This is a genomic window from Neisseria sp. HMSC065D04, from assembly GCF_001815675.1.
Taxonomy (GTDB): domain Bacteria; phylum Pseudomonadota; class Gammaproteobacteria; order Burkholderiales; family Neisseriaceae; genus Neisseria.
The window spans coordinates 30147-43368 of the sequence record NZ_KV821552.1; the positions used below are offsets into that span (position 1 = coordinate 30147).

At 49.8% G+C, this 13222-nt stretch carries 7 protein-coding genes; 2 read left to right on the plus strand and 5 right to left on the minus strand.

What is annotated here, in order from left to right; all coding sequences use genetic code 11:
• Positions 1-40: 40 nt before the first annotated feature.
• From rpoD to HMPREF3050_RS11705, 5 genes are all read right to left on the minus strand, one after another.
• On the minus strand, positions 41-1990 hold the full coding sequence (rpoD, locus tag HMPREF3050_RS11685; RefSeq protein WP_070774903.1) for an RNA polymerase sigma factor RpoD: 1950 nt from the start codon (positions 1988-1990) through the stop codon (positions 41-43).
• A 223-nt stretch (positions 1991-2213) separates the two neighbouring features.
• A complete protein-coding gene (gene dnaG / locus HMPREF3050_RS11690) occupies positions 2214-3986 on the minus strand; it encodes a DNA primase (RefSeq protein ID WP_070774904.1) in 1773 nt (590 codons plus the stop codon).
• Positions 3987-4211: 225 nt separating this feature from the next.
• Positions 4212-5678, minus strand: a complete 1467-nt coding sequence (locus tag HMPREF3050_RS11695; protein ID WP_070774905.1) for a surface lipoprotein assembly modifier — start codon at positions 5676-5678, stop codon at positions 4212-4214.
• 329 nt (positions 5679-6007) lie between these two features.
• Entirely contained in the window at positions 6008-6880 is an 873-nt protein-coding gene (locus HMPREF3050_RS11700) for a Slam-dependent surface lipoprotein (RefSeq protein ID WP_070513845.1), read from the minus strand.
• 200 nt (positions 6881-7080) lie between these two features.
• On the minus strand, positions 7081-10350 hold the full coding sequence (locus HMPREF3050_RS11705; protein WP_070774906.1) for a TonB-dependent receptor domain-containing protein: 3270 nt from the start codon (positions 10348-10350) through the stop codon (positions 7081-7083).
• Positions 10351-10849: 499 nt separating this feature from the next.
• On the opposite strand from HMPREF3050_RS11705, the gene HMPREF3050_RS11710 reads away from it, so the two are divergent.
• Both HMPREF3050_RS11710 and HMPREF3050_RS11715 read left to right on the plus strand, forming a co-directional pair.
• Positions 10850-12286 (plus strand): NAD-dependent succinate-semialdehyde dehydrogenase, encoded by a 1437-nt coding sequence (locus HMPREF3050_RS11710; protein ID WP_070774907.1) that lies wholly within the window; start codon positions 10850-10852, stop codon positions 12284-12286.
• 400 nt (positions 12287-12686) lie between these two features.
• Entirely contained in the window at positions 12687-13058 is a 372-nt protein-coding gene (locus tag HMPREF3050_RS11715; RefSeq protein WP_070774908.1) for a hypothetical protein, read from the plus strand.
• Positions 13059-13222: the final 164 nt, after the last annotated feature.

A 13222-nucleotide genomic window follows, 5' to 3' on the forward strand; every position in this document is an offset into this window, starting at 1 on the left:
CCCATAAAAAACCGCAGGGATAAACCTGCGGTTTACTGTTTTACAGTTTGCTGTCTTCGCTGTCAAGGAAGCTTCTGAGGCGGTCGCTGCGGGTCGGATGACGCAGTTTGCGCAGGGCTTTGGCTTCGATTTGACGGATACGTTCGCGGGTTACGTCAAACTGTTTGCCGACTTCTTCGAGCGTGTGGTCGGTATTCATGTCGATACCGAAGCGCATACGCAGGACTTTGGCTTCGCGCGGGGTCAGGCTTTCGAGGATTTCTTTGGTGACTTCGTGCAGGCTGGTGTACATCGCGGCGTCTGCAGGGGCAACGTTGTTGGCGTCCTCGATGAAGTCGCCCAAATGCGAATCGTCGTCGTCACCGATCGGGGTTTCCATCGAAATCGGCTCTTTGGCGATTTTCATGATTTTGCGGATTTTGTCTTCCGGCATTTCCATCAACTCGGCAAGTTTGGCGGAATCGGGCTCTTCGCCGGTTTCTTGCAGATACTGGCGGGAGATGCGATTCATCTTGTTGATGGTTTCAATCATGTGCACCGGAATACGGATGGTGCGCGCCTGGTCGGCAATCGAGCGGGTAATCGCTTGGCGGATCCACCATGTCGCGTAGGTGGAGAATTTGTAGCCGCGGCGGTATTCGAACTTGTCGACCGCCTTCATCAAGCCGATGTTGCCTTCTTGAATCAAATCAAGGAACTGCAAACCTCGGTTGGTGTATTTTTTGGCGATGGAAATCACCAGGCGCAAGTTTGCCTGAATCATTTCCTGCTTGGCGGCTGCGGTTTCTTTTTCACTCGACACCATGTTTTTATTGATGTCTTTCAGCTCTTCGATGGAAATGCGGGTTTCTTTTTCCATGTTCGCCAACTCGGTTTGTTTTTCGAGGATGGCGTGGCGGAAGCGGTCGAGCGCGTCGCTCCAGACCCTGCCTTTGGCGACTTCTTCTTCCACCCATTTCAGGTTAGTGATTTCGGGCAGGAAGTTTTGGATGAAGTAGTTGCGTTCCATATGGACGCGGTCAAGGCAGATGTCGCGGATTTCGCGTTCGAGCTTGCGGATGTTTTCAACACGGCTGCGCAGGTTGCCACTGAGGCTTTCGATTTGGCGGGTGGCGAAGCGGACTTCCAAGAGCTTGTTGGCGATGGCGTCGCGGTGCGCCAGATAATCGGGGTGACGGCTGTCGTGTTTTTCCAGCTTTTTGATCATCTTGCCGTATTCGCTTTCGATGAAGGCGAAGTGTTCCAGCACTTTTTGCTTCAATTCGGCAAGATGCGCGGCGGACATGGCTTCGGAGTCGCTGCCGGAATCGTCGTCATCGTCGTCTTCATCCGCTTCATCTTCTTCACTGCTGCCGGAATCGTCGTCGTTTGACGCGCTTTCCAAGTGCCCCAAGCCCAATTCGTTGAGCAACACTTCGTTCGGATCGATGATGGCTTCGACCACTTCGTCCACGCGGATTTCATCCTTGCGGATTTGCTCGATCAGCTCGAGGATTTCGGCAATGGAGCCCGGACAGGCGGAAATCGCCTGCACCATGTTTTTCAGGGCGTTTTCGATTTTTTTGGCAATGATGATTTCGTCTTCGCGGGTCAGCAGGTCAACCTGCCCCATTTCGCGCATATACATACGCACGGGGTCGGTGGTTCTGCCAAACTCGGAGTCCGCGCTGGACAAGGCGGCTTCGGCTTCGGCAACGGCATCGTCGTCGGTTACGGCGGCAGCGTTGTCGCTCAACAAAATATCTTCCGCGTCAGGCGCCTGTTCGGTCACTTGGATGCCCAAGCCGGAAATCATGCTGACGATGTTGTCGATTTGATCCGCATCGGACATATCGTCGGGCAAGGCGTCGTTGATTTCGGAATAAGTGATGTAGCCGCGTTCCTTACCCATGATGATGAGCTGGCGCAGGCGGGCGCGCTGCTCTTCGAGGGTCAGCGGACGGTTGTCGTCCTGTTCTTGATAGTCTTCGTGATTTTGGTCTTTAGACATGGATTACTTTCTTGATCTGATGGTGTGCCGACGGTTTGCATGATGCACCTGAAGGCGGAACAGAGTGATAACCGATTTAAAGTCAATCTATTGGGTTATCACTCTGAGGTCGTCTGAAAGCTCTTTGGAACGGGTGTTCTGCGGGATCATCATGTTCGCAGCTTGGGACAATGCTTTTCTGACGGCCTGAAGGTTGCTGGATTCGGCAGGGATTGCCGTTCGTTCAATTTTGCTTTGCCGTCAAAAGCGACAGCAAGAGTTTTTTTTCATTTTCATTCAAACCCGATTGCAGGCTTTTCTGCTTGAGGGTTTCGATTTGTTTGTATTTTAACTCGTTAAGGAGTTTCTTCATGCCGATTTGGAAGTTCTCGCGGTCTTCGTCTCCTCCGCCTTCCATTTCTTCAGAATAGAGTGTCGATTGGAAGATTTGGTTCACGGTTTCTTCGTAAGGAGAACCGCGCATATACTCTAAAACCTGCGCGGTAGCAGGTACGGCGGCATGGCTTTTAATGGTTTCGGCGAGATTGGCAAGGCAGGCAAAATCGCCGTCCAACGCCAAATAATCGGGCAGGTCTATATATGCAGCCCAATCCGGATTTATCAAGAGGCTGCGGATTTGCCGTTGCACCAGCGTCAACATGACAGGCTGTTTGACGGAAATCGGAGGCAGTTTGTAGTTTTTTTGTTTGACGTGCCGCTTTGGCGCTTCCTGCCCCAGCAGTTGGGCGAGATTGTCGGGGTCGATGCCGACCAGCTCGCTAAGCCGTTGTTTCAACAGATAAGCCAATGCCGGCGCGGTAATCTGCGCCAAAAGCGGCGAACTGGTTTTCACCAATTCCGCCTTACCTTCCTGCGTATTGAGATTGAGGTCGTCTGAAAGATGTTCCCAAAAATATTCCGACAAAGGCTTGCTTTGATTCAACAGCGCATCTTCAAATTGCGCTTTGCCGTAGGCGCGGATGTAGCTGTCGGGGTCGTGTTCTTCGGGAAGGAACAAAAAATGCAGCGATTTATCGTCTTTCAACTGCGGCAACGCGTTTTCCAGCGCGCGCCAAGCCGCCTTCCGCCCCGCGCTGTCGCCGTCGAAACAGAAATAAATACTGTCCGCCTGCCGCATCAGGATTTTGACGTGTTCCGCCGTCGTCGCCGTGCCCAAAGCCGCCACGCCGTAGCCCACGCCGAACTGCGCCAGCGCGACCACGTCCATATAACCTTCGACCACCAAAATCCGACCTGCGTCTTTGACCGCAGCACGACCTTCATACAAGCCGTAAAGATTTTTCCCTTTATCAAACAAAGGCGTATCAGGCGAATTCAAATATTTCGGCTTCGAGTCGTCCAACACCCTGCCGCCGAAACCGATGACCTGCCCGCGCGGATTGCGGATGGGGAACATAATCCGATGACGGAAGCGGTCATAATGCCGACCCTCATTGTCAATCACCATCCCCGTATCCACCAAAGCGGTATTCGGGTACGGTTGGAACACTTGCGCCAAAGGCCGCCAGCCGTCGGGGGCGTAGCCCAAACCATAATGCGCGATGACTTCCGCGCTCAAGCCGCGCTTGTCCAAATACTCCTTCGCCGCCGGATTGAATTTCAACTGTTGCGCATAAAAATCAGCCGCCGCAGCCGTTGTTTCCTCCAGCGTCTGCTGTTTTTTCTTACGTTCGGCACGGACTTCGGGATTATCGGTCTGCCCGCGCACTTTAGGCACGACCATGCCCACGCGGTCGGCAAGAAACTGCACCGCCTCCGGAAACGACAGCCCCTGATGCTCCATCACAAAACCAATCGCCGAACCATGCGCCCCGCAACTGAAACAATGATAAAACTGCTTGATCGGACTGACCGAAAACGACGGCGTCTTTTCCTTGTGGAACGGACAACAAGCCATATAGTTCGCCCCGCCCTTCTTCAGCGGAACCTGCTCGTCGATAATATCGACAATATCGACTTTGGCCAGAAGCTCGTCAATGAAATCGGATGGAATCATAGTTCGGCGGATGCGTATGGACGGGACAAACGTTTTCAGACGACCTTTTATCTTAAAGGTCGTCTGAAAACAGGATCTCGAATCGGGTTGGGAATAAGGTTCGTATTATAACGTGTATTCGGGATAAAAATAGCACTCTTACAAAACCGACTCCTTAGCTGACAGCTTATGCAACAGAAACCTTCGAGGTCGTCTGAAAATTCGTTTTCAGACGACCTCGGGAGCTTAAAACCTGTATTCTGCTTTGACGGTAAATTCGTTGCGTTTGTAGCGGTTCAGCCAGGACGAGCTTTTGTTGTCGGTGTGTTTGATACTGAAAACGGGCGTGATGCCGTGGAAGGACGGACGGTCAAATTTGATGTCCAACTGATAGGTGCGTTCGAAATCATGGCGGCGGGTTTCCAGCCAGGCATGGTAGTCCTGATAGGCTGTTTTGCGCCAGATTGCCTGAAAGGTGGCGTCGATGCCGAATTCGAAACGTTTGTTGACGCCCGCGCGCAGGCCGTGCCGGCGGTAGGAATCCACTTTTTCGCGGCTGTTTTTGCGCAGGTAGTCGTAGCCGCCGAATACCAGCCAGTCTTTCGGCAGGGCGTAGATGGCGGTGGTGAACAGAAGCGTTTGCGGGCCGTTGAAATGTTTTAATTCGCCGCGGTAGCGGTCGTATTTGTGGTCGAACTGCACGCCCAGCGAGGCTTGGTCGGAAAAGGTGCGGCTGTATGCCGTGCTGATGCCGGCGCTGCTGTCGCGCAGTTTCCCGCCCGACCATTCGTATTGCACCTGCGGGCCGATACTGAAGGAATGGTCTTTGCTCTGAAAACTGTAAGCGGGGCTGACGTTGATATTGTGTTCGCCGTATTCCTTGTTGCCGGGATAGAGCCGGCCCCATGCGTAGCCGCCCAGTTGCAGGCCGTGGTGGCCGTTGAGCGAAATGCGTCTGCTCAAGTTGGCTTCATATACCCACATCCGGTTTTTCAACGCATCGGGCGCGTAGGCGTCAAGCTGTTCGTCGCGGCAGGACAGCATTCCGGCATCGTCCAGAATCGGCTGCCCGTTCGAATCGAAACCGCAGCTTGTCTGATTGCGGACGACCGTCGCGCCCGACGACTGGTTTAAGTTGGTGTCGTAACCCGCGCCGAACGAAACCGAGCCGCTCCACGCATCGCGTTTCTTCAAAGCGTCGGCAAACACTTTGATTTTCTCATTGACGGCGGGCACTTCGGGAATATCGATGCCGTCGAACAATGCCGCTGATTCTTTGTTTTGTTTGTCTATAAACAGCAGCCGCGCCAAATCCAGGCGGCCGCGCAGAAATTCGGGATTTTTGCGATAAAGCTCGCGGTATTTCGCCAGCGCGGCCTTCAAATCGTCGCGGAACACCGCCTGATTGGCCTCGGCAAACAGCACTATATCGGGATCGTAATCATCCTGACGGCGGTAAATGTCCAACAGCCGTGCCGTTTCCTCCTCGTTTTGCGCGTTGACCGCCTTCATCAGCGACAACGCCAAATCTTCGCCGTCCTGCACTTCTCCCGCGCCGAACTCAATCGCCGTATTGTCCGCTTCATTCCTTTCCTGCTGCGCGCGGCGGAGTTCCGTTCCCTGTTTGAGCTGCATGAAGCGGTCTTCCCTGTCGTCGGCAAACGCGTGGGGCAGCAGGCTGATAAAAAAAGGAAGGAGCAAAAGGCGTTTCATAAAATTCTTTCCTGTGTGTCGGACGGCTTTGTTTTTCAGACGGCCTTTTCAAAGAAAAACTGACATTTCATCTTTACCGGGCAAGAGCATTGTTTATTTGCATGAAAGCCCCTGCCGGGTCGTCTGAAAAATGGGCTTCTCAAGCCCATCGAAACAGCACGCCTTCAAACTCACGGACCGTTCGGAAAATACCGGCTTAAACGCATTGCGAAGCCCGATATTTCCGAACGGCCCTGTACGATGTGCATTGTGTGTCGGATGATTTGTGTTTTATAGGCGGACGGAATGGGAAACGACAAAAACCGTCCGCCTTATCGCATTATGATTCATTATTTGCCGGTTTTCGTACCGCCAAAGGCAGTGTTGAGTTCACTATTTCGACCAAAATCAGCCACGCCCGCAATCGCCGCGCCTTGGTTGCCGAAGAAATGACCACGGGTCGTACCGGCCACTTTGTTTGCCGTAGCTTTACCGGAGAAGGAAGCCTGAGCCGTATTAATCGTGGCATTGTTGATGGCGACATTCAAACCCGTACGTTTCATTTCGCCGTTTAGCGTCCGTTTACCGAAATCAGCTTTCAGCGTACCGTTTAAGAGGGCTGTATTTTGCGTATGATATTGGTTGATACCCTTAACCGTATAAGTGGCAGTACCCGTAGTCGGCAGATTGGTGGTTCGGCCCGTGCCGCTGTAGAAGGCAGTGTAATTCGTACCTTTCGTACCGACAGCCGCACCGGAAGGAACGGCAGACCAGTCGCCGAAGTAAACATCCATATTACCGACTTTGGAATAAGATAAACGGCCTAAATGGGAATGGTCGGGCATTCTTGGAATATTGTCCCAAACAATACCTTTCATACGGTACAGATTCGCAACGGTAACGCCGTTTTTATCTTTACCTAAAGTACCGTGAGCAAACGTTTTGACAAAGAATTTGTTTGCCGTCGTATCAATCTTAGCAAAAGAGACCGGCTGATTGTTGGCAAGACCATTTTTATTTGTGGTTCTTGCATTTGAGTCAACCACATTAATGGCAGCCTTACCGAAATTCACGTCGTTTCGGTTAGTCTCCACTGTCGGGACAATATGTTTAACCCCTTTTACATTGTTATTTGAAGAGAGGCCTGAAGCCGGATTGGCAGCAAATGCAGAAGAAGCGGCAAACGCAACACTCAATACCGCAACGGTTTTTACGAGTTTCATAATTCACTCCAAAATAAAAATTTACAAAATCAACGAACTTTCTCAAGAAGAATCTGAATCAAACTTACAAATCCGCCCTCTTGGAAAAGTAAGGTAAGTATATTCCTATTTTTAGGAAATAGAAACATGAATTATTATCATTTCTGAAAATTTACATTTTGCTAATATCAGAATTTCGATAATTGAATCTAGAAACTATTTTAGAACTTGCCCGTAATCCCTATCCTGATGGTTCTACCCGGTGCGGGCAGATAGGAGCGGCTCATCGGGTCGAGGTAGTAGCGGTTGGTCAGATTGCTGCCTACCAGCTCGGCAGTCAGGTTTTTGCCGATTTTGTAGCGCAGGTAGGCATCCCATACCGCAACAGGCTGCCAGCGCATATCGTTATATTGGGGTTTATGATTAGTTCCCCTATATTGATTGAATATGTTGTAGTTAGGCTGCCACGCATCATTGCGGTTTTCATAGACGCGGCTGTGGTAATGAAGGCGCACGCCTGTTTCCAGTCTGTTGGCAAGAAAGCGGCTGCCCAATTCGGCATCAATCGACCAGCGTGGCTGAAGCGCGCTTGCCAGATAGCCCGAATCGCTCAAACCTCCGTGATTGCAGACGGGGCGACTCATGGTTTTGCCGGTTTCGGCAAAATATGTTGCATCGACATCTCCCGCAGTCACAGTCGACCATTGGAAGGTTTCGTCGCACATTTTGTTTTTCAGGCTGCGGAATACGTTCAGGCTACCAAAGACGCGTCCGGTATCGAAGCGGGTGGACAGCTCGGCACCACTGCGGATTTGTCTGTCGAATTGTTCGAATTCGAGATTGCTGTCCCTATCGATAACGTTTTTGGTCTTGTTATGGAAGTAGTTGATGCGGAAATCCGCTTTTTTCATTTTCGGTAACAGTCCTGTCAAATCATGAATATAGCCGACTTCCCAGTTTTTGGCGTGTTCGGGCCGCCAGCCATAGCCCATGCGGTTGAATGAGCCGGCGGCAGTAGAAAAGCCGTACGTCCCTTCAAAAATGCTGGGGTAGCGCAGGGTTTCGGTATAGCGCAAATAGGCGCGGCTGTAATCAGTAAAATTGACAGTGGCAGAAAATGCGGGCACCCAACCGCTGCCTTTCTGCTTCATTGCTCTCTGTTTTTCGGCTTCGGTCATTGGAGTCGTATATACGCTTGCATCAACGTTATAATACTTAGGCACAAACTGCGGACTGTCTGGAATAGACGGGTCATATACAGGATTAGGGACTTTAGTGTGCAAATCAGGAATGCTGCCATTGATAAGGGGATGATCCTGCATATTCAGACGGCCTTTATCGTCTTTCAACCAATAGAAATCCACCTTTTCATTAGGATTGACCCATTTTTCGCGATCATCTGTCAAAATCGGAATATTTTGCGAGTTGACTTGTAACGACAGGCTAATTTGTGCATGTTTTTTTCTTTGTTCTGCGTATTCCTCTGTCTCATATAAAACTCCATAATCAAGACTGCCATTCGCCAAGGCATCGTCAATTGCCTTGTAATCCGCGTATTCTTGCGGCGTGGCAACCCTGCCGATCGAATATTTTATCCCCCTGTTCATTTCTAACGGATAGCCGGTCTTATACGTACCGCTTTCCAAACGTTTGCTTTTATCCTGAAGCTGGAAATTGGTATATCGTCCTCCCGCCGTCAACGTCAGCCAGCGGAAGGGTTCGTAGCGGAAATTGAAGCCCAGATTGTATTCGCGCCGTTTGCCGTTGCGCGGTACGCCGAATTCGTTTAATCCGTAATTTGCCCTGATGGTGCTGTTTTCAAGTTCTTCCCGATATTTGTCGTATCCTCCCCGCTCCAGCTCGTCTGAAAAATCATTGCGCGATGTCAGTTTTTCGTTTTGAAAATCGCCCATCAAGGTCAACGACAGTTTGTCGCTCAATTTCATACGGTTGGAGAATTGAAAGCCTGTACGGTTGTTACGGGCGTAATAGGCGTTGCCTTCAATAGTGTTGAAGCGTCCGTTGGTATTGGGCGTTTCGGGTTTGGGCGGTTTTGGGGTTTCAAAGCCTGCATTCAGCAATTCTTGACGCTCTTCGGGGGTGTATTTCTGCCATCTGTCGTACTCATCCCATGCCCGTTGAAATACCAAATCTTCATAAACGGTATCGCCGGGTGAACCGCCTGCGGTATTGGTTTTAGAATTGGTGCGCGTTGTCCAAAGCGTGGCATCGAAATCTATCCAACGGCTGCCCTCGGGCTTCCACGAATAGTCGATATTGTAGGAACGCTGTTTTACCCATGCCTGCGGCCATTCGGCAATTTTGTTGAGGACGGACGCATCCCAACTGATGGGGCCGATAATACGCGAAGGCATGATTTCGCCGAACGTGGAATCGGTATGGCGCAAGCCGAATTTGAGCGTTTGGCGGTTCGGCAGACGGAAGGTGGTTTTACCTACCCATGATTTGGTTTCAAGCGAAGTATTGCTGACTTCCCCGCCCGGATGGTAGAAAAGTCCGATTTTTGAAATATCGGGTGCGCCCAGCATGTTTTCACTGCCGTAAAATTTTTCGCCCTTGGCAGCGGCTTCTTCTTGACGACGTTTTAATTCGTCTAAAGTTTCTTGTGTCCAAGGACCGATATAGCCGTAGCGTTCCGCCCCTTTTTTGCCGGAAAAATAATTGCCTTTACTGCGGTAGGCATAGGCGAGCATGGCATCAAAATTGTCCTGCTTGGTGGCAGCGGCAATGCGGTAGGCTTTATCTTCCCCAAATTTATTGCGTCCGTTGAAACGCTGGTCGATTCGGTCGGTATCGTCAAAAAACGAACGCCAAATACCGCCCGTCGCTACTGCGGGAACAGGCAAGGTTCGATAATCGACTGAATGTTCATAAGCATTCTCACGCCTCTTGATGGAATTGTTGGAAGCCTCCGCCTTCACTTCAAATCCGTATTTCTGCCCTTCGGGGACAATATCGTCGGCATCGATGGTTTTCAGGGCGACGGAGCCGCCTATGCCGCTTTTCATATCACGGCTGAACGAGGGGCCTTTTTCGATGGAAACGCTGCTGATGATGTTGGGGTCGACGTAGTTGCGGTTGTTTGCGCCCGCGTAGCCGCGCCAGACGGTAATCGCCTGCTCCGTGCCGTCGATGGTAACGGGAATCCGTCCCTGCCCCTGTACGCCGCGTATATTGGGATCCAGCGCGCCGCTGTTGCGCGCATCGCCGCTGTACACGCCGGACATACCGCTTAACAGGTCGGATACGGTGTTGCCTTTGAAGGTTTCGACTTCGTTTTTGCCTTTGTAAAGATTGACGATTTCGCGGGTATAAACCCGGTTTTTACCGATTTCGTCTTTATTGCGTGTGCCTTTGACGGTAACGGTATCGAGAATCACGGTTGGTGTATTATCGGCAGCATAAATGATGGGAGAAAAACCAATGACTGCGATGCAGGCGGCAAGTGTTTTGACTTTGGCTGGCTTCATAACGGATTCCTTGTGTGGCGGAATGTCAGACAGCGTCGTCTGAAGATTTTCAGACGACCTCGGGAAGGTTTTGCCGCAAATCAATTGAAAGATGGTTTTAATGATTTTGATTATTATTTGTATAATTTTTGATGATTTTAACAAGCTTTTAATAATATGGAAACACTTATCCGATATATTCACATTCAACAGCTAAAATATTCTTAAAACCTATTCTATTGTTCTAACATAGAAATATTTAATTTCTATATAAATAATCCAAATAAAAAAGTCGCCTGAATATGTCTTATCAGTCAGTTAAAACACTTTCTCACAATTCAAATGGGAAAGTCCTAACCAAGCCTGTAAGGTATTTTCAGACGACCTTTTAGTTGCCTGCTTCCATTCAGTGCCTCGGCTCTTCTTTCTCCTTTTGCACAAACTGCTCAAGCAGTTTGCGCTTTTATCCTATGAAGAGAATAATGACTCCCATCCATCATCTATACATACGAGGGCAGGCATGAACTCTTTTGCATCATTGTTAAACCATCCTGATATTTCTTTTTCCCCGATTCCAGACAGTATCAAAGTCGATAATCCGGCAACGGGTGAGACTTTGGCGTTTGTCCGCACAACCCATTCAGACGACCTCAAGTTACTAATTCAAAGAGCGGAGACCGCACAAAAATTATGGGCGGCAAAAACCGCGTTGGAACGCGCCGATGTATTGTGGCGTTGGTATTTTCTGATAAAGGAAAACAAAGAGGAACTGGCGCGCATCATGACGATGGAACAGGGCAAAAGCCTGACCGAGGCACGCGGCGAAATCGATTATGCGGCTTCGTTTGTGCGCTGGTTTGCCGAAGAGGCGCGGCGGATTGACGGCGATGTGCTGACAAGCGTGAAGGCGTCGCAAAAACTGGTCGTGTTGAAACAGCCCGTCGGCGTTACCGCTGCGATTACGCCGTGGAACTTCCCATCTGCAATGATTGCGCGCAAGGCTGCGCCTGCTTTGGCGGTGGGCTGCGCGATGATAGTCAAACCTGCATCACTCACGCCCCTGAGCGCATATGCGCTGGCGCTATTGGCTTACGAAGCAGGCGTGCCGCAGGATTTGCTTCCCGTCGTCAGTGGTAGCGCTTCGGAAATCAGCCATGAATTTGCCACGAACCCGACCGTACGCAAAATCAGCTTCACCGGCTCGACCGAAGTCGGCGCGAAAATTTTTGCCGACAGCGCGGCAGACATTAAAAAACTCAGTTTGGAGCTGGGCGGCAACGCGCCGTTTATCGTGTTTGACGATGCCGATTTGGACAAAGCCGTCGAAGGCGCGCTGGCGAGCAAGTTCCGCAACAGCGGCCAGACCTGCGTCTGCACCAACCGCGTTTACGCTCAATCCGGCATTTACGACGAATTTTGCCGAAAATTAAGCGAAAAAGTGGCCACGCTCAAATTGGGCAACGGCTTAGATGAAGGCGTGAACCAAGGGCCGCTGATTGAGGAAAAAGCGGTGGAAAAAGTCGAGCAGCACATCGCCGACGCGCTCTCAAAAGGCGCAAGCTGCCTGACCGGCGGCAAACGCAGCGCATTGGGCGGAACGTTTTTCGAGCCGACTGTCTTAAGCGACGTAACAGCGCAAATGGCGGTGGCACGCGAAGAAACCTTCGGGCCGTTGTGTCCCGTGTTCCGCTTTGCAACCGAAGCCGAAGTCATCGCGGCCGCCAACGATACGGAATACGGTTTGGCGGCTTACCTCTTCACCGCCGACACTGCCCGCCAATGGCGCGTCGGTGAAGCTTTAGAATACGGCATGGTCGGCATCAATACCGGCCTAATCAGCAATGAAGTAGCACCGTTCGGCGGCGTGAAACGCAGTGGACTGGGACGCGAAGGCAGCAAATACGGTGCGGACGAATATTTGGAATCGAAATATTTGTGTATCGATGTAGCGGATTGAGTTTAGCCTCAGGAGGTCGTCTGAAAACGTAACTTCAGCAAGATAATCTCCCCCTATCTTTGTAGCAGCACTCTGAAAAAATTGGCGGAAATCAACAAATACGCGATATAAGACTAACGTATCGTGCAACTGATAAGTTCGCCAAATATTTTGCTGGGGCAACGACACCAAACTTTAAGGTTCACTGGATAGTATGGGAAAGTCTTTTATGTAGCCCGCGAATGGGCAGGATAATTAACCAATACAACAAGTTAAAAGAAATAGTAAATTTAAAATCTGTTTACTTAGAGAAAATAAACGTGAATTGAAAACCTAACTTTCTCATAAGGTCGTCTGAAAAATTTCCCAAAGCCAGCTTTGGAGCAATCGATTTTAGAATTTTGTGAAATATCAGTAAATTATGGAGCTTATTTTAAGTATGATAAGGAAAGTATTTATCTTTTCGGCTGTAATAGCATTATCCGGTTGTTTTGCCGGCAAACATAAAGTTCAGGTATTACCGGATGCAGAATTAAATAAGCCATATTTCATAGAATTAAATGTAACTAAATATGCTGCTTATCCCGATAATTTCAGGGTGAAAATGGATCCTCTAAATTCAGGGTTGACTGTAAAACCCACCGATGAGTGGTATGATACGGTTCATATTTCTGGAACTCCAATAACCAAGCAGAATATTACGATTGAAATATCTTATTATGTAAGAGGTGAAGTAGGATGGTTTGAAAGTAAGGCTCAGAAGAAATTTTATCAGATAAAAGTTAAAGAATAAGTTAAGGTTATCTGAAAGTTTAGTTTAGATAGCTTTCCCCTAAGAAAGGATTGTTCATATTCCAAGAAAACACCGCGTTGTTTACATAACAGGCGTAGATTGAATTGAAAACCTAACTTTCTCAAAGGTTGTCTGAAAAATTTCTAAAAGCCAGCTTTGGAGCA